This window comes from Micromonospora sp. TSRI0369 (assembly GCF_001905625.1).
In the GTDB taxonomy this organism is placed as follows: domain Bacteria; phylum Actinomycetota; class Actinomycetes; order Mycobacteriales; family Micromonosporaceae; genus Micromonospora; species Micromonospora echinospora_A.
This window is the reverse complement of sequence record NZ_LIVU01000005.1, coordinates 129,916-152,137: the sequence shown is the minus strand read 5'-3', so window position 1 is coordinate 152,137 and position 22,222 is coordinate 129,916. Positions and strand designations below refer to the sequence as shown.

The following is a 22,222-nucleotide window of genomic DNA, read 5'->3' as shown; positions in this document are numbered from 1 at the left end:
CGCCGCTCAGGCGTCGAAGCGCTTCGACGACTGTGCCGGTGACGGGGTGGCGCGTACGCGAAAAGGGGTGGTGGTCGGTGTCGGCAGGGTCGGCCCGGAGCGTTGGTGAAGCGCTTCGACAACCGCCGAAAAACACGCCGCTCTCAGGGTTGCCCGGTCCCGGAACGCGGCGATACCGAGGTTGACACTTCCGGCCGGTGCGGTCAAGGGGTCACCCGGCGGGCAGGCGTCCCGCCTCCACTGTGGCCAGCGCCGCGGTGGCCCCGCCCAGCGCACCGGCCGCGGACCCGAGCGTGCTGGCCTCCAGCCGCACGCCGGGCGGGACCGGTGCGCGGGCCGCGAGTTCGGCGTGGGCAGCCGGCAGCAGCCACGGCGCGAGCGCCGCCAGGTGGCCCCCGACCACCACCACGTCCGGGTCGAGCAGCCCGGCCAGCACCGACACCGCCTGGCCGAGCAGCCGGCCGATCTCGGTGAGCCCGGTCCGCGCCGGCTCGTCCCCGGCCCGGGCGAGCGCCTGGATCCGTTCGATCTCCGGCAGGTGGTCGGTGACCGGGCCGGCGTCCGGCAGCAGGCGGCCGATCACCGCGTCCACGCCGAGCAGCGCGGTGAGGCAGCCGCGCCGCCCGCAGGCGCAGGGCGGACCGTCAGCGGCCAGTGGCAGGTGCCCGACGTCGCCGGCGAAGCCCCGGCCGCCGCGCAGCAGCCGCCCGCCGCTGATCAGGCCAGCGCCGATCACCGGGCCGCCGGTGAGGTGTACCAGGTCGGCCGTTCCGGCGTACGGGCCGTGCCGCTGCTCGGCCAGGACGGCGAGGTTGGCCTCGGTGTCGACGGCGACCGGGAAGCCGGGGTCGCGCAGCGCGCGGCGCACCGACGCGGCCAGCGGCACGCCGCGCCAGCCCAGCGCGGGGGCCACCGGCACGTCGCCGTCGGGGTTCACCAGCCCCGGTACGGCCACTGTCAGGCCGAGCACCGTGCGGTCCGCGCCGATCCGGGTGACGGCGCGCCGGACCAGCGCGACGAGCGCCTTCACCGTCTCCTCGGGGCCGGCGGTGGCGGCGGGGAACGCGCGCCGCCAGGTGAGCACCGGGTCGCCGCCCAGTCCGGCGGCCACCGCGACCAGCTCGTCCGCGCCGACGCGCAGCCCGAGCCCGACGTAGCGGGCGCCGTCGAGGACGAGCATGGTGGCGGGGCGGCCCACCCGGTTCTCGGTCAGGCCGGTCTCGCGGAGCAGCCCGTGTTCGATCAGCTCGGCGACCAGGCTGGAGACGGTGGCCTTGTTCAGCCCGGTGTGGGCGGCGACGTCGGCCCGGGAGCAGGGGGCGTGCCGCCGGACGTGCCGGAGCACAACGGCCCGGTTCGTCACCCGCACGTCGCCGAGGTCGGCCGTCGGCCGGTCGATGCTGATCACGTACTGCCCGCCTCCTGCGCCCGGCCATGGGTTCGGCTAAAGCTTAAACTAAATAGGCGCGATCCCGGCCGGGTGGGCCCGTCCGGGGAACCACGGCACGAACGGCGTGACCGGGATCGACTCGCCGTCGAGCACCACCCGGCGCGGCGGGTCCGTACCGACCACGCTCACCCGCCGTACGTCCAGCGGCCCGTCCACGCGCACGCGCAGCGTGTCGCCGTCGCGCACGGCGGTGATCGTGGTGTCACCGTCGGGGTCACGCACCACGCTCACGCCGTCCGCGCCGCCCCAGGCCACCACCGTGACGTCCCGGAACGGGCCGGTTCCGACCGTCGGCGCGGGCGCCACAGTGGGGATCAGTGCGCCGTGTCGCACGTACAGCGGCAGCCGGTCCAGCGGCACGCTGACCCGCAGGTGTCCGCCGCCGGTGTGCCGCTGCCCGGTGTACGCGTCCAGCCAGTCCTCGCCGGTCGGCAGGTAGACCGCGCGCTCGCCGGACGGGTCGAGCACCGGCGCCACCAGCAGGTCCGAGCCGAGGCGGTACTGGAGGTCGGTGGTCCAGGCGGCCGGGTCGTCCGGGGTGTCCACGAGCAGCGCGCGCATCATCGGGCTGCCGGTGCGGGCGCTGTCCACCGCTGCCGACCAGAGGTACGGCAGCAGCCGGTAGCGCAGCCGCAGCGCGTCCACCGCGTGCCGTTGCGCCTCGGGCGGGAACTCCCACGGCAGGCGGCTGGTGGTGCCGTGCAGCCGTACCAGCGGCGAGAGCGCGCCGAACTGGGTCCAGCGCACGTACAGGTCCGGTTCCGGGGTGCCGTGGAAGCCGCCGGTGTCGTGGCTCCAGAACGGCACCCCGGACAGCCCGTGGGACAGGCCGCCGCGCAGCGTGCTGGCCATGCCGGGCCAGGTGGCGTTGACGTCGCCGCTCCACTGGGCGCTGTGCCGCTGACCGCCCAGGTACGACGAGCGCGCCCACACCGTGCGGTGCCCCGCCACCTCCTCGGTGACGTCGGCGACCACGTCGTTGAACATCAGCGCGTACACGTTGTGCAGTTCCACGCCGGTCATGCCGTTGTGCGCCACCGCGTCGGCCGGCACGCCCTCGGCGAAGTCGGTCTTGAACACCGCGACGCCCTGGGCGAGCAGCGGGCGCAGCAGGTCCTGGAACCAGCGCACCGCGGCCGGGTTGGTGAGGTCCACGACGGCGCAGACCGGGTAGCTGCCGTGCCAGGTGTCGGCGACGTACGTGCTCCCGTCCGGGCGGCGCAGGAAGTAGCCGGCGGCCTCGGCCTCGGCGTAGTGCGGGCTGCCGGTCATCAGGTACGGGTTCATCCACAGGCACACCCGGAAGCCCTGCTCGGTGAGGTCCTTGAGCATGCCGTCGGGGTCGGGGAAGGCGTCGGTGTCCCAGCGCAGGTCCGACCAGTGCCCGGCGACCTGCCAGTAGCAGTCCAGGTGCAGCACGTCGCAGGGGATGTCGTCCTCGCGGATGCGCCGGGCCCGTTCCAGCACGCGCTGCTGGCTGTCCGGGAAGAAGCCGGAGGAGATCCACGCGCCGAACGCCCACCGCGGCGGCAGGTACGGCCGGCCGGTCAGCGCGTCGAGCCGGTCGAGCACCTGCGCCGGGGTGGGTCCGGCGAGCACGTAGTAGTCGAGCAGGTCGTCCGGGACGAGGATCTGCACGCTGCTGTGGGTGCTGGCGCAGACGTCGAACTGCACCGGCAGCCCGCTGTCGACGAGCACGCCGTAGCCGCGGTCGGACAGGTAGAACGGCACGTTCTTGTGCGAGCGGTCGGACTCGCCGCCGAAGGCGTCGAAGTTCCACATCAGCGGGCGCTGGCCGCGCTTGTCCAGCGGGGTGAACTTCTCGCCGAAGCCGACGAACCGTTCGTCGCCGGGCGCGACGAAGCTCTCGTGCCAGGCGGCCGGCTCCCCGTCGACAGTGGAGCGGCCGAGCGGCAGGGTGCGGCGGCGGCCGCTGATGTCGCGGGTGCCGGCGTCGGAGGCCAGCAGCAGCCGTCCGTCGGGGGTGCGGAATCGCAGTCCCCACGGGTCCAGGCTCAGCTCGGCGACCACGCCGCCGGCCGCTACCCGGACCCGCCCGTCGGTGACGGTCACGGTGGCCGGGTGGCGTTGCGGGTGGACCAGTGTCAGTGCCCGCGCGGAACGGCTGCGGACCGAGGGGTCGTCGGCGAGGCGTACCCGGATGATCCCGTCCCCGGCGGCCTCGACGCGCGCGACCAGCGTGCGGCCGGACGCGCAGGTCGCAGTGAGCGTGACCCCGTGCGCGTCGGTCGCGGCCACCTCGGCCCGCAGCACGTCGTCGGCGCCCTCCTCGCCGGGGGCGCGGACCGGCAGGTCGGGCGGGTCGGCCACGAACGTCTCGTACGGGACCAGCGGCGGGCGGTACGGCATGGGCGTCTCCTCGCGGCGTCCACGGGCGGTCCCGCCAGTTTCTTTGGAATCCCAACTAACTGTCAATGATCGACGGCATTGACTTTCCGTCTCACCTGTTCCTACTTTGGCCGGGATGACAACTAAAACGCCGTGGGGCGATGGGCGGCTCTGCTACGGCGGGGACTGGAACCCGGAGCAGTGGCCGCCGCAGGTGTGGCGCGAGGACGTCGCCCTGATGCGCGCCGCCGGGGTCAACCTGGTCACCGTCGGCGTGTTCGCCTGGTCCCGGCTGGAACCCGAACCCGGCCGCCACACGCTCGACTGGCTCGACCGCGTGCTGGACCTGCTGCACGCCGCCGGCGTCCGGGCCGCGCTGGCCACCCCCACCGCGTCACCGCCGCCGTGGTTCTCACTGCGCCACCCGGACGCGCTGCCGGTCACCGCCGACGGCGTACGCCTGACCCACGGCAGCCGCGACACCTACTGCGCCGCCGCGCCCGCGTACCGCGACGCCGCCCGCAGCATCGCCGGTGTGCTGGCCGCCCGGTACGCGCACCACCCGGCGCTCGCGCTGTGGCACGTGCACAACGAGTACGGCACCACCTGCCACTGCCCGCACACCGAGGCGGCGTTCCGCCGCTGGCTCGCCACCCGCTACGGCGACCTCGACGCGCTCAACGACGCCTGGGTCACCAGCTTCTGGAGCCAGCACTACTCCGACTGGGCGCAGGCCGGCACGCCCCGCGCCACGCAATATCTCGCGAACCCCGGCCAGCTGCTCGACTTCCGCCGCTTCTGGTCCGACACGCTGCTGTCCACGTACACCGAGCAGCGGGACCTGCTGCGGGCGGCGAACCCGGCGGTGCCGGTGACCACCAACTACGTGCTCGGCGACTGGGTTCCCGTCGACCACGCCCGCTGGGCGCGCGAGGTGGACGTGGTCGCGATCGACCACTACCCGTCCGCGACCGGCATAGGTGCCGAGGAACAGACCGCGTTCGCCGCCGACCTGGCCCGCGGCTGGGCCCGCCACGGCGCCGGGCGGCCGGTGCCGTGGCTGCTGGCCGAGAGCGCGCCCAACCAGATCAACACCGCCGGACGGATGCACACCAAGGAACCCTGCCGGATGACCCGGCACAGCCTCGCCCACGTGGCCCGCGGCTCGGCCGGGGTGATGTTCTTCCAGTGGCGTGCCCCGGCCGGCGGCGCGGAACGCTTCCACTCCGCCGTGGTGTCCCACGCCGGCGCCGACACCCGCGTGTTCCGCGAGGCCACCGACCTGGGCGCCGCGCTGGGCCGGCTCGCCGGGACCGCGCCGGGCCGCGTCGAGGCAGGCGTGGCCATCGCGTACGACGCGGCGAGCGGCTGGGCGCTGCGGCACCCGGGTATGCCCCGCGCCGGACTCGACCACCCCGGCGAGGCGGCCGCCGCGCACCGGGCCCTGTGGCACGCGGGCGTCACCGCCGACGTGGTGCCGCCCGGCACCCCGCTCGACGGCGCGCGTCTGCTCGTGCTCCCGGCCCTGTACCTGGCCTCGCACACCACGATCGACTGGGTGCGCCGGCACGTCGACGCCGGAGGGCACCTGCTGGTCACCTGGCTCAGCGGTGTCGCCGACGAACACGCCCGCATACGCCTGGGCGGCTACCCGGGCGCGTACCGGGACCTGGTCGGCGTGCGGGTGGAGGAGTTCCACCCCCTCGCCGACGACGAAGGGGTGCCGCTGACCGGCGGCGGGACCGGCCGGATCTGGTCGGAGACGGTGCACCTGGCCGATGCCGAGACGGTCAGCGCGTACGCCGGGGGAGTGCTTGACGGCCGCCCGGCGATCACCCGGCGCCGGGTCGGCGACGCGTACGCCTGGTACGTCTCCACCCGCCCCGACGACGACACCTACCGGCGGCTGCTCACCGAGGCGGCCCGGCTCGCCGGTGTCACCCCGACCTGCCCCGGCGCGCCCGCGGGCGTGGAGGCGGTACGCCGTCACGACACCGACGGGAGCCTGCTCTACCTGCTCAACCACACCGACCGGCCGCAGCGGGTGCCGGCTGCGGGGTTCGAGCTGCTCACCGGCGCGACGGTCGACGGCGTGCTGACGGTGGCGCCGGGTGGCGTGGCTGTCGTGCGCGAGGAGATCCTGTGACGCCGCCCTGGGCGGCGTGGGTGCGCGTACCCCGGTCAGGGGGTGGCGACGGCGGCGCGGGAGCGGTCCGCCGCGATGCGCACCGCGAGCGCGGCAAGCACCGTGCCCATCACCCACCGCTGCAGGCGCGCCCAGCCGGGCCGCCGGGTGAGGAACGCCGACACCGAACCGGCGCTGAGCACGATCAGCGCGTTCACGGTGAGCGCCACGACGATCTGGGTCAGGCCGAGCAGCAGGCTCTGCACCGCGACGTGCCCGCGCGCCGGGTCGACGAACTGCGGTAGCAGCGACACGTACAGGATGGCGATCTTGGGGTTGAGCAGGTTGGTGACCAGACCCATGGTGAACAGGCGCCGGGGCCGGTCCGGCGGCAGCGGCGTCGGGGTGAACGCCGACGTGCCGCCCGGGCGCAGCGTCCGCCAGGCCAGCCACAGCAGGTACGCCGCGCCGGCCAGCTTCACCGCCGTGTACAGCGGCGGGACCAGCACGAACACGGTGGCGATGCCGGCCACCGCGGCGGTCAGGTAGACCAGGAAGCCGACCGCCACGCCGAGCAGCGACACCAGCCCGGCCCGCCGGCCCTGGGTCACCGACCGAGAGACCAGGTAGACCATGTTCGGCCCGGGCGTGAGCACCAGGCCGAGCGCCACCAGGGCGATTCCCATGACCGCGCCGACAGTTACCACGTCGCCTCCCCGTTGCCGACCGTGAACCGGACCCTACGCCCGTTCCCGCCCCGGGCGAGCCCCGGAACCGTGGCCCGGCCCGGTGACCCGTGACACTTCCGCGCCGGTTCCGGGGATCCCGGCGAGCGGGCACAACGGTGATACTTGGCCGCATGTCGCTCGTGCTGTCCGCGCCGGCCACCCCGACCGCGCCCGGCCTGCTGTTGCGCCCGTGGCGCGACGGTGACGCCGACGCGCTGATCGAGGCGTACCGGGACCCGGTGCTGCGCGCCTGGACCAGCTACCCGGTGACCACCCCGGCGCAGGCGCGGGCGTTCCTGCGCCGCAGCCGGCAGGGCTGGGCCGCCGCCGACCGGTTCAGCTTCGCCGTGCTGGAGGGGGAGCGGCTGGTGGCCTGCGTGGTGCTCAAGGGGGTACGCCCGGGACGTCCGGCCGCCGAGGTCGGCTACTGGACGGCCGCGCCGGCACGCGGCCGTGGCGTCGCGCCGCGGGCCGTGGAGGCGGTCACCGGGTGGGCGTTCGCCCGGTTCGCCGCCACCGGCCTGACCCATCTGGAGCTGCTGCACCAGGTCGACAACCCGGCGTCCTGCCGGGTGGCGGAGAAGAGCGGGTACGCCTTCGCCGAACTCCTGCCGGCCCGCCCGCCGTACCCGCGCGACGGCCACCGCCACGTCCGCCACCTGCCCTGACGCCGGCCTGCTCGGCCGCTACTCTCACCGGCCGAGCAGGCGCAGGAGCAGCCGTGGCTCGCCCGGCCACGCGTCGAGCAGCACCTGCCGGGGCATCTGCCGGGCGGCGTAGCGCAACGCGAGCGCCACCACCACGAGGTCGTCCAGCGGCCCGATCACCGCCAGGCCGATGAGCCAGTCGCGCACGCCGCCACCCCTTCCCGTACCCGGTGGCACGTTACGCGGCGGCCCGCGCGGGAACAGCCCGACCCGGCACGACGCTGACCCTTGTCGGACGGCGGCGGATACCGTGGGTACGGGAGGTGACGGCGGTGACGACAGCGTGGGAGGCCGCGGTCGAGGCGCAGATCCGCTCGGCCCAGGAGCGCGGCGAGTTCGACAACCTGCCGGGCGCCGGCAAGCCCATCCCGGGGCGCGACATGCCCTACGACGAGGGGTGGTGGATCCGCAGCTTCATGGAGCGCGAGCAGATCCCCTCCGATCTGCTGCTGCCCACGCCGCTGCAGTTGCGCCGCCGCATCGAACAGCTCCCGGCCGAGTTGCGTGACCTGCCGACCGAGGAGTCGGTGCGGTCGTACGTGGCGGCGCTCAACACCGAGGTGGTGGCCTGGCTGCGTACCCCGACCGGGCCGCGCGTGGTGGTCCGACCGGTGAACGTCGAGGAGGCGGTGAGCCGCTGGCGCGCCGATCGGGAACGCGCCGCGCCGGTCGTCACACCCGCGGAGTCACCCCAGCCGGGCGCGGCTCGCCCGCGCCGCCGTTGGCGCTGGTGGCGCCGCTGAGGCGTCTCAGGTGCGCGCCGCCTGCCACGTCCACGCGGTGCGCCGTGGCCGGTCGCCGAGCGGGGCGCGGCCGGTCAGCCAGAGCAGCACCGGCGCCGGCTCCCCGTCGGGCGCGTCAGGGAACAGCCGGCGCACCACCCGGGCGCACAGCTCGGCCGGCGGTGCCCAGTCCAGGTCGAGCCCTCGGGTGAGGTCGTGGGTGTGCAGCAGGATCTCGGCGACGCCCATCGCGGCGAATCCGCCCGGGTCGCAGGGGCCCCAGTGCCACGCCCGGTCACCCGGCTCGGCGGCGTCGACGGTGGCGGCGAGCATCCCGGCCGCGGCCACCGCGACAGTGAGCACCTCGCCGGGCGCGGCGTCGGCGCGTACCCGCAGGTCGAACGGGAGGTAGCGGTCGTCGGGGCGGCCGGCCACCTGACCGGCGTACGCGACCAGGTCGTGCGCGATGTGCGCGGCGGTGGTCCAGCACGACCAGTCCAGTTCTCCGGCGCGTACCGTCCAGTCCCGGCTGATAGCGGGCCGCAGCACGGCGCTCATCGCGGCGGCAGCGGCGCGGACGTCCGCGCCGGTCGTCGTCGCGCGGTTCACAGTCGCCGCACGCGCAGCACGCACGTCAGCATCGGAAGCGTGAACTCGCCGTCGGCCGTCTCCGGACGGCTCGCCAGGTACGCGCGGATGCGGTCGAGCGCCTCCATGCGTTCCCGCTCCGGCATCACCAGCATCCCCGCCCGGGTGGCGAGCGTCGCCACGAGCGAGTCGGCGGTGCGGCGCTGCCCGTGCGGGAACTCGGCCTGCTCGGGGGAGCCGAACCGGGCCTCGCCGGTCTTCGGCAGGTGCATGGTCGCCGTGGCGGCGCGCCAGCTCGCGGGCGTGTCCCGGGGGCCGATGGCGGCGCTTCCGCTGACCGCCGCGAGACCGGCGACCCAGTCGACCCGGTCGTCCACGACGTTCCACAGTCCGGCCAGGACACCGCCGGGGGAGAGGATGCGGGCGATCTCCGGCCCGGCCACTGCCATGTCGAACCAGTGCATGGCGTTGCCCGCGAGCACGGCATCGACGGAGGCGTCCGGCAGCGGGATCGCCTCGGCGCTGCCGGGCAGCGCGCGTACCTGCGGCAGGGCGCGGCGGAGTTCGGCGAGCATCGCCGGATCCGGCTCGACGGCCGTCACCTCGCCGCCCACCTCGGCCAGCGTGGCGGTGAGCTTGCCGGTGCCCGCGCCGAGGTCGAGCACCCGCGCGCCGGGGGCGGGTTCGAGCGCCCACCGCAGGGCGGCGCGCGCGTAGTCCGGGCGGTGCTCGGCGTACGCGGTCGCCGCCGCGCCGAACGACGAGGAGTGCCGACGTCGTGCGTCTTCGTCCATCCGGTCACCTTATCGACGGGCGCCTTCGGCTGCGGCCCTCGCGGCGCCGTTCGGACAGCCACCAGCGCGAGAACGGGCGCACTACCATCTGGGCATGGGCTCGGGCAGGGCGTCTGTCGAAGCCGTCTTCTTCGGCACCACGACCGTATGGCTGTCCGACGGGACGTCCGGCATCTTGATCGACGGCTTCCTGAGCAGGCCCTCGCTGCTCCGTGTCGCGTTCGGTCGCGTCGCACCCGACCTCGGGCGGATCACCGGCGCCCTCGCCCGGGCCGGGGTGACCAGTCTCGACGCGCTCTTCGTCGCCCACTCCCACTACGACCACGTCATGGACGCCCCCGAGGTCGTCAAGCATCTCGGGGGCAGGCTCTTCGGATCCGAGTCGACCCTCAACGTGGGACGCGGCGCGGGCCTCGCGGAGGAGTCGATGACGCGCATCGGGGACGGCGACGAGCACACCGTCGGCGCGTTCACCGTGCGCGTACTCGCGGGCGTCCACAGCCCCGGCAACAGATTCCCGGGCACGATCGACGAACCGCTCGTCCCGCCGGTCCGGGCGAGCAGCTACCGCGACGGCGGATGCTTCTCCTTCTTCATCACCCATCCTGGCGGCGCGCTGCTGATCCACCCGAGCGCCAACTTCGTACCCGGCAAGTTCGACGGACTCGACGTCGACGTCCTGTACCTCGCGATCGGCGCCCTGGGCGTGCAGTCCCAACGGTTTCAGGACGACTACTGGCGGCACGTGGTGGAAGCGACGCGGCCCGGCCTCATCGTGCCGATCCACTGGGACAACTTCTTCGTGTCGCTGGACCGCAGGCTCCGCCCGCTGCCGCCCGTCTTCGACAGGTTCGCCGTGACGAAGGCGTTCCTCGACCGCAGGAGTGCGGAGACCCGGATCCCCGTACGGTTCCCCGAGCCCTTCGAGGTGACCAGGCCGTTCGCGAGGTAGGGCGTCAGCGGAACCGGTCGACGGTGACGGGAACCATCCCCTGCTCGCGCATCCGGGTCGTCAGACCGTGCAGCAGCACACCGACGGCTTCATCGCGGTCGCCGAGAAGGTCGCAGGTCACGTCCAGTCCCCAGGCGGCACCCGCGGCGACGCGGCGCAGATCCCAGCGGAAGGCGTCGCCTCGGACCTGACGGCGCACCGCTCCCAGGATGCGCGTCCCGGGATCCGCCGGGTCGCCGGTGATCGGCATCTGCCACGCCTCGCCGAGTGCCGTGAGACCGTCCGGGCTCAGCTCGCCAGCGAACAGGATCCGGTAGACACGCGTCTCGCGGAACCCCGGCCGGGGCCCGGAGTCGCCCAGCCGCAGAGGGGGCGGCGGCTGAGGCGGAGGGGCGCCGAAGCACTCCCGCAGCGTGTCCTCGTCCGGCAGGTCCGCGCCGCAGAGGTCTCGACAGAGCGCCGCCGCCGAGGCGCGGTCGACGGGCATCACCCGCTGGCGCAACCCGGCGTCCGCGCGCAGGCGCCGGCTGGTGGCCGGCGCCTCGTGCCAGCGGCCCTCGGACCGGGTCCAGCCAGCGCTCATCAGGCCGGCGGAGGAGTAGTCCGCCGCGAGCAGGAACTCCTCGGCCAACAGTCCTTCCGGCGCGCCGGCGGCGTCGTGCAGCACGTAGTAGTGCAGTGCGGGAGGCGAGCCGGCCATCTGGCGCACGGGGGAAGTCGTCGTCACCCGTGGATTGTCGAGCAGGCCGGGAGCCGACGGCGTCCGGCTCGCCGGAGGCTACGTCGGCATGCCTATTACCGAATTACTGGCAACAGCAATCCTCTTATCTCTACGGTCAAAGAGGGCAAATCGGCGCTACACCATAATGACAGTTATGTGCGGGTAGGCTCCGTGGCCGCTGTCGGCATACGATCACGCCACCGCAGCCGACCCCAGGGAGCAGGCGATGGCGTTCGACGCGACGCTGACCCGGATCAACGACGGCGTGCAGATGCACCACCAGCACGGTCGGCGTGAGGACGCCCGCGACCTGTTCGCCCGGATCTGGGACGAGATCGGCGGGGAGCAGGGCGATCCCCTGCACGTCTGCGTTCTCGCGCACGCGATGGCCGACGTGCAGGACGACGTACGCCAGGAACTGCTCTGGGACCGGCGGGCGCTCGCGGCGGCCGACCTGCTCACCGACGAGCGGGTCGCGCAGGCCGGGGTGCCGATGTCGGTTGCCGGGCTGTATCCGTCGCTGCATCTCAACCTGGCGGAGTGCTACCGCAAGCTCGGCGAACTCGACCAGGCGCGGGACCACGTCCGGCAGGCCCGGGAGGGGATGGGCGCGCTCGGCGACGACGGCTACGGGAAGCTGATAAGAGACGGGCTGGACCGGTTGTCGCAGGAACTGGCCGCCGGATAACCCGCCCGCGACAAGCCGCAGGCGAGTGGCTAGCGGCCGGTGCTCGGTGACGGGGTGACGGCGGCCACGACCAGGTCGACGATGCCGTCGGCGTAGTCGTCGGTCAGCGGGCCGTTGCGCAGCAGCCAGCGGTGGTACAGCGGGCCGAACAGCAGCTCCACCACCAGGTCCAGGGGAGCGTCGGGGCGTACCTGGCCGGCGTCGCGGGCGGCCTCCAGGCGGGCGCGGACCGCGTTCAGCTGGGGACGGAGCAGCCGGTCGCGCGCCTGGGCGGCCAGGTCCTCGTCGGCGAGCGTCTCGATGGTGATGGCACGGGTGGTGGCGGACAGCCGGGGATCGGCGAACTCGGCAACGGTGGCCCGGAGAACCTGACGCAGATCAGCCCGCAGGTCACCGGTGTCGGGCAGGGCGATGACCTCCGGCATGTCGTCGGCGAGCGCGTCCAGGATGACCGCGCCCTTGCCACGCCACCAGCGGTAGATGGTCTGCTTGCCGACCCCGGCGCGGGCGGCGATCGCCTCGACGGTCAGGGCCGAATAGCCGGTCTCGGTCAGCAGCTCCAGGGCGGCGGCGAGGATCGCGCGGCGGGACTGCTCGTTGCGGCGGCTGGGCTGCGGAGTCACTCCGGCAGCCTACAGCGAGACGAGACGTATCGTCTTGACCGGTGCGGTCGTGCCGTGCTCTGCTTGGCAAGCGAGACGGTACGTCTCGTCTCAGCAGAGATCAGGAGATCACTTGCCGCACATCGCCATGGTCAGCATCCCGTTCCACGGCCACGTCAACCCGAGCCTGGAGATCATCCGTACCCTCGTGCGGCGCGGCCACCGGGTCACCTACGCCAACGACCCCGCCTTCGCCGAGGTCATCCGGTCCACCGGCGCGGAGCTGAAGCCGTACGCCTCGACGCTGCCCGCCGACGGCGGCGCCGGCATCGACGACCCGATCGCGCAGCTCACGCTCTTCCTCGACGACGCGATCGCCATGCTGCCGCAGCTGCGGGCCGCCTACGCCGACGACCGGCCGGACCTGTTCCTCTACGACATCGCCGGCGCGCCGGCCCGGCTGCTCGGCGAGCAGTGGGGGATTCCGGCCGTCCAGCTTTCCTCGACGTTCGTGGCCTGGGACGGCTACGAGCAGGAGATGGCGCCCGCCGTGGAGGCGATGCGGGCCGATCCGCGCGGCGCCGACTACTACCGGCGGTTCACGGCATGGCTGACCGCTGAGGGTTCGTCGGTCACCGACAGCATGGCGTTCCAGGGGCGGCCGGTCCGCAGCCTCGTCCTGCCGCCGGAGGCGCTCCAGCCGAACGCCGACCGGGTGGACCGGTCGGTCTACAGCTTCGTCGGCCCGGTGCTGGGCGACCGCGCCGAGCAGGGTTCCTGGGTACGACCGGAGCAGGCCGGGAGGGTGCTGCTCGTCTCGCTCGGCTCCGCCTTCACCCAGCGGCCCGAGTTCTACCGCCGCTGCGTCGCCGCGTTCGGCGATCTGCCCGGCTGGCACACCGTTCTGCAGATCGGCAAGCACGTCGACCCGGCCGAACTCGGTCCCGTCCCGGACAGCGTCGAGGTCCACCGGTGGGTGCCGCAGCTGGCCGTGCTGGAGCAGGCGGATGCCTTCGTCACCCACGCCGGCATGGGCGGCAGCAGCGAAGGTCTCTACTGCGGGACGCCGATGATCGCCGTACCGCAGGCTGCCGACCAGTTCGCGAACGCCGAGCAGCTGGCCGCCCTCGGCGTCGCCCGGGTCGTCGACTCGGCCGGTGTTACCGCCGCGGCGCTGCGTGCGGCGCTGCTGGCCCTCACGTCGGACCCCGGAGTGCTGGCCCGGAGCGCCGAGCTGAAGCGGCAGGCGCGCGCCGCCGGAGGCGCGGACCGGGCCGCCGATCTGATCGAGGCCGAACTCGCCGTCGCGCGCGGCGGCGCCGGGCGGCGATCGTGAGCCGTCCGGTGCCGCCGCGCGCTCACGCGGGCGTGGTCGCGGCGGGATGCCGCCGCGACCACGCCCCGGTCAGTCCTCCGCCAGTACGGTGAAGGTGAATGCGGTGCTCGTCGGACGGTTCAGCGGAATGTCGCACTTGACCCGGCGCAGCACCTCGGACCGGGTGAGGCCGAACCGGTGGGCGATGAGCCGGTCCGGGCGAACCGGCACCGGGTCGTCGAACGTGACGTTGACCTGCACCGGCCACCCGTCAAGCGGCACGACCGGCGCGTCCAGGTGCCACGCGCCGGTCCAGTCGAGGGTGAAGCGGCAGCGCCGGGCGAACGCCGGGTCCAGCAGTGTGGCCGCCACCAGGTCGGGATCGTTGAGTTGGTGGCCGTGCAGATCGGTGGGATCGAACGAACTGACCGTCGCCCGCTCGCGGACGGTGAGCTTGCTGGTCCGGCCGCAGGACACGCAGTGGACCAGCAGCCAGACGTCCAGCAGCTTGCCGTTGGCGTTGACCCGGAACCGGCCCCGGGCGGCGGTGGCCGACTCCGCCCGGCAGGTGACGCAGCGCAGCGACAGCAGTGGAAGGCGGGTCCGGCGGACGACCCAGGGCAGCACGATATGAGGTTGGGATGACATGGAGACCTGATCTCTGAAGACCTGACGCGAGGCCGATTACGCGCGGCCTCGGACGCTGTGGCCGGGCGCGCGAGGGCAGCCCGGGGAGCCGTCGCGCAGGGCGACGGCTACAGGCGTGGGGAACGTGTCAGGTTCTAGAGAGCAGGAGGGGTCACGCGGAATCGTCCTTCTTCGCTGCGACAGAGGTGCGAGGAACGTACGGGACGCCGGAAACCGCGCTCAACCCGTTTTCCGGCGTCGCCGCGGTGCGTCGCACGTCACTTCACTCACTAAAACTTTGCACTCTCTGCAAGATCGCTCGTAGGGTCGTGGGGTGACCACGAATCAGAGCCGCCCCGGCCTGCGTGACCGCAAGAAGCGGCAGACCCGCGCCGCCCTCAGCGCCGCCGCGCTGCGCCTGGTCGCCGAGCGCGGCCTGGACCAGGTGACCGTGGAGGAGATCAGCGAGGCCGCCGACGTGTCGGCCCGCACCTTCTTCAACTACTTCCCCAGCAAGGACGAGGCGCTGCTCGGCGACCAGCCGACCGACCGCGAGGTGCTGGCCGCCCGCGTCGTCGCCGCGCCGGCGGAGGTGTCCGCGTTCGACGCGCTGCGGCTGGCCTTCGGCGACGTCGTCGGGGCTATCGAAGCCGACCGGGAGGTGTGGCTGCTGCGGCTGCAGGTGATCGCGGCGAACCCGTCGCTGCTCCCGCGGCTGATCAGCGGCAACGCCGAGACGGAACAGGTGATCGTCGCGGCGGTGGCCGCCCGGCTCGGGCTCGACCCGTGCCACGGGCACCCGACGCTCGTCACCACTGTCGCCGGCGCGGTCTTCCGCACGGCCCTCATGCAGTGGGTCGAGCAACCCGACAGGACGACGCTGCGCGAGCTGACCGCCCAGGCGTTCGCCGCCGTCGCCGCCGGCCTGCCCGATCCGTCCTGACCCCTCCCGCCCGTACCGGCCGCCGCCGTCGCGCGGCCGCTCGCCCGTGCACACGACAAGGAGTTCGATGACCACCGCCACTGTTCCGCCCGCCGAGACGGGTACGCGGATGTCACGCCGGGAGGTGCTCCAGGCGTTGTCCGGCCTGATGGTCGGCATGTTCGTGGCGATCCTCGCCTCGACGGTGGTGGCGAACGCGCTGCCCCGGATCATCGCCGACCTCAACGGCAGCCAGACCGTCTACACGTGGATCGTCACCAGCGAGCTGCTGGCGATGACCGCGACGGTCCCGCTGTGGGGCAAGATGGCCGACCTCTACAGCAAGAAGCTGCTGATCCAGTTGTCCCTCGGCCTGTTCGTGGTCGGCTCGCTCGTCGCCGGCTTCACACCGAACGTCGAGGTGCTGCTGCTCAGCCGGGTCATCCAGGGCATCGGCGCGGGCGGCATGACCGCGCTCGCCACGATCGTCATGGCGGCCATGATCCCGCCGCGTGAGCTGGGCCGGTACGCCGGCATCTTCGGCGCCGTCTTCGGTGTCGGCACCATCGCCGGCCCGCTGATCGGCGGCGTCCTTGTCGACACGTCCTGGCTGGGCTGGCGCTGGTGCTTCCTGATCGGCGTGCCGTTCAGCCTGCTGTCCATCGCGCTGCTGCAGAAGACGCTGCACCTGCCGGTGGTGCGCCGCAAGGTCCGCATCGACTGGCTCGGCGCCCTGCTGATCACCTCGGGCGTGTCCACGCTGCTGATCTGGTCGTCGCTGGCCGGGAACAAGTTCGACTGGGCGTCCGGCTGGACCGCGCTGCTGGTCGGCGGCGGGCTGGCGCTGCTCGCGCTCGCCGTGTTCGTCGAGGCCCGGACCGAGGAGCCGATCATCCCGCTGGGCATCTTCCGCAACCGCACCGTCAGCCTCACCACGATCGCGAGCATTCTCGTGGGCGTGGCGATGTTCGGCGGCACCGTGTTCCTGTCGCAGTACTTCCAGACCTCGCTCGGCAAGTCGCCGACAGCGGCCGGCCTGATGAGCCTGCCGATGGTCCTCGGTCTGCTGGTCTCCTCGACGGTGGCGGGCCAGCTGATCACCAAGTACGGCCGCTGGAAGATGTTCCTGGTCGCCGGTGCCGCGGTGATGACCGTCGGCATGCTGCTGCTGAGCACCATCGACGCGAACACGAGCGTGCCGGTGCTGTCGGTGCACATGGCGGTGCTGGGTGTCGGCGTCGGCATGCTGCTGCAGAACCTGGTGCTGGCCGCGCAGAACGACGTGCCGGCCGCCGAGCTGGGCGCGGCGACGTCGGTGCTGACGTTCTTCCGCAGCATGGGCGGCGCGGTCGGGGTCAGCGCGCTCGGCGCGGTCCTGGCCAACCGGGTGACGTCGCTGACCACCGAGAAGCTCGGCCCGCTGGCCAGCGGCGGCGGTTCGGCCGAGGTGCCGGACCTCTCGGCCCTGCCGGAGCCGGTGTTGCGGATCGTGCAGGAGGTCTACGGCACCGCCACGTCGGAGATGTTCCTCATCGGCGCGCCCTTCGCGCTGCTCGCCCTGATCGTCGTGCTGTTCATCAAGGAGAAGCCGCTGAACACGCTCAGCGGCGACGAGCGCCGGGCCCGTGAGGAGGCGGCGGCCGCCGCCGGGATGCACTGACCCCGCCCGATCGAGCGTGGGGCCGCCCCCGGGATTCACCGGGGGCGGCCCCTTGTGCGATTCCGGTCAGCGTTCCGTGCGGTCGTTGATCTCGGTGCCGGACTCGCCGGGCATGGCGCCGATCGACTCCTCGGCGGCCCGGCCGCCGGTGCTCTCGTCGCCCTGCGTCAGCGAACTGCGGGGCAGCCCGGCCAGGTGTGCCGGGTCCTCGATCGGCTGGGGCGGCCACTGGTCCTGCGTACCGTTCGTCACCCCGGCGCGGCGCAGCGCCTCGACCAGTTGGTCCGGCGACAGGCGGTCGACCTCCTGTATCCCGGCCCCGCGCGCAATCGCCTGCAGTGTCTTCAGGTCTTCGCTCACGAATGTCTCGGCCATGCCCGAGCCTTCCCGGCGCCCAAGACAAGGAAACCCGGCCCGCGCCGACGGCCTGCCCCTGCCCGCGTCGATCATGGAGTTGTACCGGACAAACCGGACAGGGAGCGCCGTCAACTTCATGATCGACGCGGAATGGGAGGTTCGGTCAGCGGCGGGCGGGTTTGCGGTCGGGGCGCGGGCGGTCCCGTTCCGGATCTACGCCCACCTGGACCGCGAAGGCCGGGTCCACGGCGAGCAGCGGCCGGGGGCCGAACAGCGCCATCCCCGTCAGCAGCGTGTCGGCGTCCCGGCCCTGCCAGGTGGGACGGCGTTCCGGGTCGAGGTCGGCGTGCTCACGGCGCAACCGCCGCAGCAGGCGGCGGGCCGCGGACCCGGTCTCCGGCACCTCGGTCAGCCACCAGCCACCGAGCGCGGTGGCCAGGCAGCACAGCAGCAGCCCGGCGACCGAAGCGGGACCACCGGCGGAGCGCCCCTCGACAGCGCTGTCCACGAGCCGGGTCAGCCCGACCACGGCGACCGCGAACAGCGGCACCGTGCCCAGCGCGATCCGCCGCCGCTGCGCACGGGTGAGCAGCCAGCCGTCGCGGACCAGCCGCCCGACCGTACGACGCAGCGCCCGGCCCACGTCCGGGTCGGCGAGCACCGCCGCCCAGGTCTGCGGGCGGCGCAGCGCGCTGTGCAGGGCGCGCACCAGCGCGGGCGAGCCGGCCGGGGGCGGCCCCTGCGCGTGCAGGGTGGCGAGCTCACCGATCTCGACCCCACCGGCGCGGCGCAGCGCGGCCACCCCGACCTGGCAGGCCAGCAGCGCCCGGTCGGTCAGGTACGCCAACTCGACCCGGTCGGGCGTCGCGCCCCGGGTACGGCGGCCGGTCAGTTCCCGTACCGCGACCGCGAGCGCGACGGCCACGGCGACCGCGCCGAGGTAGTCGAGGAGGAAGATCGGCCCGCTGACTCCCCAGAGCATGGCGGCAAGTATGTCAGGAGCCGTGGCGTACCTCGGTGTCCCAGATCTGCGACCACTGACGGCGCAGCCCGCGGGCGACGAAGATCGGCTCGCCGTTCTCGTCGTTGTCGACGTCGACCCGCTGGTCGACCCGGCCCACCTCGGTGACCTCGGCGAACCAGGCACGCAGCCGGTCCGGGCGCGACCAGCCGACGACGATCACCACGTCCGCGTCGTCGGGCGGCCGGCCGAACGTGGCCATGCTGTTGTGCCCGGAGTACGCGCGCGGCAGTCCCCGCTGCGGCCCGTACCGGGCCAGCGCGCCGGCCTCGCCGTAGTTGCCGGTCAGCACCACCGCCCGGTCGCGCTCGGCCGCGGGCAGGGCGCGGTGCACGGCGGCCACCGAGTCGGCGAACTGCGGCCAGCCGATGGTCTCGCCCGCGTCGTAGTTGGCCGCCACCACGAACCCGGGCAGCCGGTCGGCGGGCAGCGTGGGCAGCAGCAGCACCGCGCTGCTCGCGGCCATCAGCACGGCGGCGGTGACCAGCAGCGCCTGCCGGACCCGGGGCGCGCCCCGGCGCGCCCACGCGACGGCCGGCACCACACCGGCGGCGGTGAGCACCAGCAGCAGCGGCGCGTCGTAGTAGCCCTTGCCGCCGGCCACCAGCACGATCGCGACCACCACCAGCCAGGCCCAGGCCAGCGACCGGTACGCCGCCCAGGACGGCCGACGCAGCAGCGCGACCAGCCCGGCCACCCACACCGGAACCGCGAACGGGCTGATGATCAGGAACTGGAGCACAAGCGCGTCGATCCGGCCGCTGTAGGAGCTGTCGCCGTCGGCGATCGACGCGGCGACGTCGAGCTGCGGAAAGCCGTGCGCGGCCTGCCACGCCACGTACGGCACGGCGAGCAGCACGGCGACGCCCGCTCCGGCGAGCACCCACCGGTCGCGCAGCAGCCGGCGCGGCCCGGCGATCAGCACCCCGGCGACCAGGCCCACGCCGAGCAGGGCGGGCAGCGGCTTGTTGAGCAGGCCGACGCCGAGCGCCAGCCCGGCGCCGATCGCCCACCGGGTGTCGCCGGTGCGCAGCATCCGCACCACGCACAGCGCCGCGGCCAGCCACACCAGCAGGTCGACGCTCGTGGTGCTGAGCAGGTGACCGCCGGCCAGCACGATGCCCGAGGCGGCGGCGAGCACCGCCGCGGCGCTCTGGGTGACGCGGTCGGCGCCGAACTGCCGGGCGATCGCGGCGACCAGCACCACCGCCGCGCCGCCGATGAACGCCGACGGGGTACGCAGCACCACCAGGTTGCCCGGCGCGATCGTGTCGGCCAGCCGCGCCAGCGCCGGCACGAGAGGCCCCTGGTCGACGTAGCCCCAGTCGAGGTGCCGGCCGCACAGCAGGAAGTACAGCTCGTCGCGGTGGTAGCCGTAGCGGCCGGCGAGCGACAGCAGCACGACGGTGAGGACCGCGCCCACCACCAGGGGTGCGCGGGCACGCGGACCGGCGGGTGGCGGGCCACCCGGCGCGGCGGCCTCGCTCCGATCGATGTCGGCGACTGATTCGGCCACCTGCCCATGATGGACCGGACCGGCGGGCCGCCGATGCCCCGCGCCCCTCGGCCGGGTGGACGGAAACCGGTGGCCGGACGGCCGGGGCGGCGGCTAGCGTGCCCGGCGATGAGGATTCGTGACTACACCGACGCCGACTGGGACCAGGTCTGGCCGATCTTCGCCGACGTCGTCACCGCCGCCGACACGTTCGTGTACGACCCCGCATGGCCGCCGGACGTGGCACGCGACATGTGGGTGGAGCGGCCGCCGGGGCGTACCTCGGTCGCGGTGGACCACGACGGCGCGGTGCGCGGCACCGCGAAGATGGGCCCGAACCGGCCCGGGCCGGGGTCACACGTGGCGACCGCGAGTTTCATGGTGGCGGCGGACGCGCGCGGCCGGGGTGTGGGCCGTGCGCTGTGCGAGGAGGCGCTGGACTGGGCCCGACGACAGGGCTTCGCCGCGATGCAGTTCAACGCCGTGGTGGAGACCAACACGGCGGCGGTGGAGCTGTACCGGCGGCTGGGCTTCACGGTGATCGGCACCGTGCCGGAATCGTTCGCCCACCCGACGCTGGGCCTGGTGGGGCTGCACGTCATGCACCGTCGGCTGTGAAGCGGCGGCGCCTTCCTGCCGGGGGTCGAGGCGCTGGTGCACAAGGCGTACGGCGACTCGTTCGAGCGAGGCCGCCGACGTCGACTTCGCGGTCTGACCCGCGGCGGCGTGTGCCGGTCGCGTCGGTCGGGTGTAGCCAACCGCCGGGCCACCGCCGCCCGTCGTGGCGGCCCGGGGCAGCGGCGGGCCGGAAAACGCCTCGCCGGATCCGGCGCGTTGCTGACAGGCTGCCCGCCATGACCGCTCATGCCCTCGCCGGGGCGCTCGCCGACGAGCGCCGCCGGACCGTGTTCGCCGCGATCGTGCTCGGCGCCCGGGACGCGCCGACCGTGGTGGCCCGTACCGGCCTGCCGGCCCGCGACGTCGCGGTGGCCGTACGCCGCCTCACCGACGCCGGTGTGCTCGCCGACGACGGGGATGGGCTGCGGGTCGACGCCGAGCGGCTGCGCGAGTTCGCCCGGGCCGGGGCGGCGTCGCCGGCGGCCCCGGCGGCGGACCCGCGGGAGACGATCCTGCGGACGTTCCTGCGCGACGGCGCGCTGACCCGGCTGCCCGCGCAGCGCGGACGCCGCCGCGTGCTGCTGGAACACATCACCGAACGCACCTTCGAGCCGGGGATTCGCTATCCGGAGCGGGAGGTGGACGACGCGCTGCGCCAGTGGTGCGAGGGCGGCGAGGCCGACCACGTGACGCTGCGCCGCTACCTGATCGACGACATGCTGCTGACCCGCGAGCACGGCGTCTACTGGCGGACCGGCCCGTGACGGGCTGGAGCACGCAGGTCGTGCGCCCGGACGGGCCGGGCGCGGCGCTGATGCTGCGCGAGTACATGGCGGAGATGGTGCGCCGCTGGTACGGCCGCCCGGAGCGGCCCGGTGAGGTGGACGCAGCCTTGGCCGAGGACCCGAGCGACGACCTGGCCCCGCCGACCGGGCTGCTGGTGCTGGCCCGCTGCGACGGCCGGCTCGCCGGGTGCGCCGGGCTGAGGTGGCAACCGGACTGGGCCGAGCTGACCCGGGTGTACGTGCGTCCGGAGCACCGGGGCGCCGGGGGCGGGGCGGCGCTGATAACGGCGATCGAGGCGTACGCGGCCGAGGGCGGGGCGCGGCGGATCCGGCTGGACACCCGTTCCGACCTGATCGAGGCGCGTGCCCTGTACGCCCGGCACGGCTACCGGGAGATCCCCGCGTTCACCAGCGGCCCGTACGCGCAGCACTGGTTCGAGAAGTCACTGCCGGCCCGAGTTGACGACGCGACGGCGACGCGTTAAAACAGAATCAGAAGTTGAGTCACCCGGGCTCAACTTGAGACCTTGGGCCAGGAGAACCGAGGAGGCAAGAGCCATGTTGATGCGTACCGACCCGTTCCGCGAGATCGACCGGATCGCCGAGCAGTTCTTCGGCACCGCAGCCCGGCCCGCCGTGATGCACCTGGACGCCTACCGCGACGGCGACTACTTCTACGCCGCGTTCGACCTGCCCGGCGTCGACCCGGACAGCATCGACTGCACCGTCGAGCGCAACGTGCTGACCGTCCGCGCCGAGCGCCGCCGCCCCACCGGCGAGAACATCGAACTTGTCGCCGCCGAGCGGCCGATGGGGACGTTCACCCGGCAGCTCTTCCTGGGCGACACGCTCGACACCGACCGGCTGGAGGCCGGCTACGAGAACGGCGTGCTGACGCTGCGCATCCCGGTCGCCGAGCGCGCCAAGCCGCGCCGGATCACAGTGGCCACGCCCGCCGAGGGCAACGACCGGCGCCAGCTCACCACCGCCTGAGCA

24 protein-coding genes are annotated in these 22,222 nt (G+C 73.7%); 12 read left to right on the top strand and 12 right to left on the bottom strand.

Annotation, left to right across the window (positions count from 1 at the left end; translation table 11 throughout):
- Positions 1–211: 211 nt before the first annotated feature.
- Positions 212–1,408: an ROK family transcriptional regulator gene (locus tag AMK25_RS17960; RefSeq protein ID WP_073829518.1), complete on the bottom strand. Its 1,197-nt coding sequence runs from the start codon at positions 1,406–1,408 to the stop codon at positions 212–214.
- 48 nt (positions 1,409–1,456) lie between these two features.
- Positions 1,457–3,820: a TIM-barrel domain-containing protein gene (locus AMK25_RS17955; RefSeq protein ID WP_073829517.1), complete on the bottom strand. Its 2,364-nt coding sequence runs from the start codon at positions 3,818–3,820 to the stop codon at positions 1,457–1,459.
- Between the two features lie 115 nt (positions 3,821–3,935).
- Here AMK25_RS17955 and AMK25_RS17950 point away from each other — a divergent pair, with 115 nt between their 5' ends.
- Positions 3,936–5,945 (top strand): beta-galactosidase, encoded by a 2,010-nt coding sequence (locus AMK25_RS17950; RefSeq protein ID WP_073829516.1) that lies wholly within the window; start codon positions 3,936–3,938, stop codon positions 5,943–5,945.
- 35 nt (positions 5,946–5,980) lie between these two features.
- On the opposite strand, the gene AMK25_RS17945 is transcribed toward AMK25_RS17950, so the two are convergent.
- Positions 5,981–6,631, bottom strand: a complete 651-nt coding sequence (locus AMK25_RS17945) for a LysE family translocator (RefSeq protein WP_073829515.1) — start codon at positions 6,629–6,631, stop codon at positions 5,981–5,983.
- A gap of 152 nt (positions 6,632–6,783) precedes the next feature.
- Between AMK25_RS17945 and AMK25_RS17940 the strand changes: the two genes are divergently transcribed.
- Positions 6,784–7,320, top strand: coding sequence for a GNAT family N-acetyltransferase (locus AMK25_RS17940; protein ID WP_073829514.1), 537 nt, complete (start codon positions 6,784–6,786; stop codon positions 7,318–7,320).
- A gap of 24 nt (positions 7,321–7,344) precedes the next feature.
- Here the strand turns inward: AMK25_RS17940 and AMK25_RS32225 are convergent, their stop codons facing one another.
- Positions 7,345–7,506, bottom strand: a complete 162-nt coding sequence (locus tag AMK25_RS32225; RefSeq protein ID WP_158070669.1) for a hypothetical protein — start codon at positions 7,504–7,506, stop codon at positions 7,345–7,347.
- A 125-nt stretch (positions 7,507–7,631) separates the two neighbouring features.
- On the opposite strand from AMK25_RS32225, the gene AMK25_RS17935 reads away from it, so the two are divergent.
- Complete coding sequence (locus tag AMK25_RS17935) at positions 7,632–8,102, top strand: J-domain-containing protein (RefSeq protein WP_073829987.1); 471 nt, start codon at positions 7,632–7,634, stop codon at positions 8,100–8,102.
- A 6-nt stretch (positions 8,103–8,108) separates the two neighbouring features.
- Here AMK25_RS17935 and AMK25_RS17930 read toward each other — a convergent pair whose 3' ends face one another.
- A complete protein-coding gene (locus AMK25_RS17930) occupies positions 8,109–8,639 on the bottom strand; it encodes a hypothetical protein (RefSeq protein WP_073829986.1) in 531 nt (176 codons plus the stop codon).
- Between the two features lie 47 nt (positions 8,640–8,686).
- Positions 8,687–9,463, bottom strand: coding sequence for a class I SAM-dependent methyltransferase (locus tag AMK25_RS17925; protein ID WP_073829513.1), 777 nt, complete (start codon positions 9,461–9,463; stop codon positions 8,687–8,689).
- A 94-nt stretch (positions 9,464–9,557) separates the two neighbouring features.
- Between AMK25_RS17925 and AMK25_RS17920 the strand changes: the two genes are divergently transcribed.
- Positions 9,558–10,415 carry an MBL fold metallo-hydrolase gene (locus AMK25_RS17920; protein ID WP_073829512.1) on the top strand — a complete coding sequence of 286 codons (858 nt, stop codon included), beginning with the start codon at positions 9,558–9,560 and terminating at the stop codon, positions 10,413–10,415.
- A 4-nt stretch (positions 10,416–10,419) separates the two neighbouring features.
- Here the strand turns inward: AMK25_RS17920 and AMK25_RS17915 are convergent, their stop codons facing one another.
- Positions 10,420–11,142: a hypothetical protein gene (locus AMK25_RS17915; protein WP_241826399.1), complete on the bottom strand. Its 723-nt coding sequence runs from the start codon at positions 11,140–11,142 to the stop codon at positions 10,420–10,422.
- 220 nt (positions 11,143–11,362) lie between these two features.
- Here AMK25_RS17915 and AMK25_RS17910 point away from each other — a divergent pair, with 220 nt between their 5' ends.
- Positions 11,363–11,824 (top strand): tetratricopeptide repeat protein, encoded by a 462-nt coding sequence (locus AMK25_RS17910; RefSeq protein ID WP_073829511.1) that lies wholly within the window; start codon positions 11,363–11,365, stop codon positions 11,822–11,824.
- A gap of 29 nt (positions 11,825–11,853) precedes the next feature.
- On the opposite strand, the gene AMK25_RS17905 is transcribed toward AMK25_RS17910, so the two are convergent.
- Positions 11,854–12,447, bottom strand: coding sequence for a TetR/AcrR family transcriptional regulator (locus AMK25_RS17905; RefSeq protein WP_073829510.1), 594 nt, complete (start codon positions 12,445–12,447; stop codon positions 11,854–11,856).
- A 127-nt stretch (positions 12,448–12,574) separates the two neighbouring features.
- On the opposite strand from AMK25_RS17905, the gene AMK25_RS17900 reads away from it, so the two are divergent.
- Entirely contained in the window at positions 12,575–13,762 is a 1,188-nt protein-coding gene (locus AMK25_RS17900; protein WP_073829509.1) for a macrolide family glycosyltransferase, read from the top strand.
- Between the two features lie 69 nt (positions 13,763–13,831).
- On the opposite strand, the gene AMK25_RS17895 is transcribed toward AMK25_RS17900, so the two are convergent.
- Entirely contained in the window at positions 13,832–14,368 is a 537-nt protein-coding gene (locus AMK25_RS17895; RefSeq protein ID WP_241826398.1) for a DUF1062 domain-containing protein, read from the bottom strand.
- Between the two features lie 334 nt (positions 14,369–14,702).
- Here AMK25_RS17895 and AMK25_RS17890 point away from each other — a divergent pair, with 334 nt between their 5' ends.
- Entirely contained in the window at positions 14,703–15,311 is a 609-nt protein-coding gene (locus tag AMK25_RS17890; RefSeq protein ID WP_073829507.1) for an acyl-CoA-like ligand-binding transcription factor, read from the top strand.
- Between the two features lie 67 nt (positions 15,312–15,378).
- Positions 15,379–16,950 carry an MDR family MFS transporter gene (locus AMK25_RS17885; RefSeq protein WP_073829506.1) on the top strand — a complete coding sequence of 524 codons (1,572 nt, stop codon included), beginning with the start codon at positions 15,379–15,381 and terminating at the stop codon, positions 16,948–16,950.
- A 66-nt stretch (positions 16,951–17,016) separates the two neighbouring features.
- Here the strand turns inward: AMK25_RS17885 and AMK25_RS17880 are convergent, their stop codons facing one another.
- The 3 genes from AMK25_RS17880 to AMK25_RS17870 form a co-directional block, all read right to left on the bottom strand.
- Positions 17,017–17,325 carry a hypothetical protein gene (locus tag AMK25_RS17880; RefSeq protein WP_073829505.1) on the bottom strand — a complete coding sequence of 103 codons (309 nt, stop codon included), beginning with the start codon at positions 17,323–17,325 and terminating at the stop codon, positions 17,017–17,019.
- Positions 17,326–17,470: 145 nt separating this feature from the next.
- Entirely contained in the window at positions 17,471–18,289 is an 819-nt protein-coding gene (locus AMK25_RS17875) for a TIGR04222 domain-containing membrane protein (RefSeq protein WP_073829504.1), read from the bottom strand.
- Between the two features lie 13 nt (positions 18,290–18,302).
- Positions 18,303–19,844 carry an ArnT family glycosyltransferase gene (locus AMK25_RS17870; RefSeq protein WP_073829503.1) on the bottom strand — a complete coding sequence of 514 codons (1,542 nt, stop codon included), beginning with the start codon at positions 19,842–19,844 and terminating at the stop codon, positions 18,303–18,305.
- A 108-nt stretch (positions 19,845–19,952) separates the two neighbouring features.
- Between AMK25_RS17870 and AMK25_RS17865 the strand changes: the two genes are divergently transcribed.
- The 4 genes from AMK25_RS17865 (at position 19,953) to AMK25_RS17850 (ending at position 22,219) form a co-directional block, all read left to right on the top strand.
- Positions 19,953–20,441: a GNAT family N-acetyltransferase gene (locus AMK25_RS17865; protein ID WP_073829502.1), complete on the top strand. Its 489-nt coding sequence runs from the start codon at positions 19,953–19,955 to the stop codon at positions 20,439–20,441.
- A gap of 236 nt (positions 20,442–20,677) precedes the next feature.
- The gene (locus tag AMK25_RS17860) at positions 20,678–21,205 is read left to right on the top strand and encodes a DUF2087 domain-containing protein (RefSeq protein ID WP_073829501.1); all 528 of its coding nucleotides are present in this window, start codon (positions 20,678–20,680) and stop codon (positions 21,203–21,205) included.
- On the top strand, positions 21,202–21,711 hold the full coding sequence (locus AMK25_RS17855) for a GNAT family N-acetyltransferase (protein WP_241826397.1): 510 nt from the start codon (positions 21,202–21,204) through the stop codon (positions 21,709–21,711). The genes AMK25_RS17860 and AMK25_RS17855 overlap by 4 nt, the downstream gene beginning before the upstream one ends.
- A gap of 73 nt (positions 21,712–21,784) precedes the next feature.
- Positions 21,785–22,219, top strand: coding sequence for an Hsp20/alpha crystallin family protein (locus AMK25_RS17850; protein WP_073829500.1), 435 nt, complete (start codon positions 21,785–21,787; stop codon positions 22,217–22,219).
- The last annotated feature ends 3 nt before the right edge of the window (positions 22,220–22,222 follow it).